This window comes from Mycobacterium sp. E2238, assembly GCF_001672665.1.
Lineage (GTDB): Bacteria > Actinomycetota > Actinomycetes > Mycobacteriales > Mycobacteriaceae > Mycobacterium.
Map to the genome: position 1 here is coordinate 1 of NZ_LZKF01000023.1, position 1,370 is coordinate 1,370.

General features: G+C 71.7%; 3 protein-coding genes. 1 reads left to right on the top strand and 2 read right to left on the bottom strand.

Annotated features, from left to right (window positions below; translation table 11 throughout):
• Together A5711_RS01980 and A5711_RS01985 are read right to left on the bottom strand one after the other, a co-directional pair.
• Window positions 1-402: aminotransferase class III-fold pyridoxal phosphate-dependent enzyme (locus A5711_RS01980; RefSeq protein WP_156744726.1), on the bottom strand; the 402-nt coding region annotated here is incomplete at its 3' end.
• Window positions 403-459: 57 nt separating this feature from the next.
• Entirely contained in the window at window positions 460-804 is a 345-nt protein-coding gene (locus A5711_RS01985; protein WP_067943554.1) for a hypothetical protein, read from the bottom strand.
• A gap of 73 nt (window positions 805-877) precedes the next feature.
• Between A5711_RS01985 and A5711_RS01990 the strand changes: the two genes are divergently transcribed.
• On the top strand, window positions 878-1,270 hold the full coding sequence (locus A5711_RS01990; protein WP_067943555.1) for a nitroreductase family deazaflavin-dependent oxidoreductase: 393 nt from the start codon (window positions 878-880) through the stop codon (window positions 1,268-1,270).
• The last annotated feature ends 100 nt before the right edge of the window (window positions 1,271-1,370 follow it).

The following is a 1,370-nucleotide window of genomic DNA, read 5'->3' on the forward strand; positions in this document are numbered from 1 at the left end:
GCTCATCGTCGCCTCGGTCCCGGAGTTGACCAGCCGTATCCGTTCGACCGGTGCCACCCGCCCGATGATCTCGGCGGCCAGCCGGCTCTCCCCCGGCGTGGGCGCGCCGAACGACAGTCCGGAGGCCGCGGCCGTGGTGACTGCTTCGACGACGGCGGGGTGCGCGTGCCCGAGGATCATCGGACCCCAGGAGCAGACCAGGTCGACGTAGCGATTGCCGTCGGCGTCGGTGAGCCAGCACCCGCGGGCCTCGGTGATGAAGCGCGGGGTGCCGCCGACAGCGGTGAACGCCCGCACCGGGGAGTTCACCCCGCCGGGGATGACGGCGCAGGCATCCTCGAACAACCGGGCCGACGCCGCCGTGGTGGCGGCGTGCGCGGTCGCCTGGTCACTGCTTCCCATGACAACCAGTGTCCCAGCCTCCGCGGCCGGTTCAACTACAGGGTGTAGCAGGACGGGTTAGGCGTCGCCCTGCCGCTCGGCTTGCTGGGCGGCCTGGAAGTGATGGCGGGCGGCCTCGCGTTCCCTCTCCGCCGCGCGACGGTGCGCCTCGACGTCCCCGAGGCGCTCTTCGACGGCCCGCTCGTGCACTTCGGCGGCCCGCTCGTGCGCGGCGGCGGCTTCGTAGTGGCGATCCCGGTCGCGGCGGTGCGCCTCCTCGTCCCGCTCGTGCGCATGCTGGGCGCGGTCGGTCGCGCGCTCGACGTCGTCGGAGGTGATGGGCTTGCGCGCGGCCAGGTCCCGGCCCCTGCGCAGCAGCTCCTCGGCGCGCTGAGCCGCTTCGTTACCTGGCGAGTCGCCCATGTTCAGACACTAGACCCGATCGCCGCCAAAAGTTGGGTTGATGCCCGGGGACTCAGGCGAGTTGGATAGCGGTATGCAGATGCCGCAAGGACTCGCCCGGTTCAACCGTCGCGTCACCAACCCGATTCAGCGGCTGTGGGCCGGCTGGCTGCCACCGTTCGCCATCGTCGAACACGTCGGCCGCCGCTCGGGCAAGCCGTACCGCACCCCGGTGAATGTGTTCAGCGCGGATGTCGACGGCAAGCCCGGGGTGGCGATCCTGCTGACCTACGGCCCGGACCGGGACTGGTTGAAGAACCTGACCGCCGCGGGAGGGGGGCGGATGCGCCGCAACGGCAAGGGTTTCGGCATCGCCGACCCGCGGGTGGTCACCAAGGCCGAAGCGGCAGAGCACGTGACACGGGGCCGGACGGTGTTCGCCAGGCTGCCGTTCGAGGACGCGGTGCTGCTGACCAAAACCGAGTGAGGTGGATGCCCGCCCGCCAAAGCCTCAGTCGTCGCGGCGGGCCCGCGCGCGCCGTTTGCCCTCGTGCATCGCGGCCACCCGGGCGACCGGAATCGCGCGG

Excerpts from the sequence above, each read along its gene's own strand:
- A5711_RS01985 (WP_067943554.1), bottom strand. The coding sequence starts at position 804 with ATGGGCGACTCGCCAGGTAACGAAGCGGCTCAGCGCGCCGAGGAGCTG.
- A5711_RS01990 (WP_067943555.1), top strand. The coding sequence starts at position 878 with ATGCAGATGCCGCAAGGACTCGCCCGGTTCAACCGTCGCGTCACCAAC.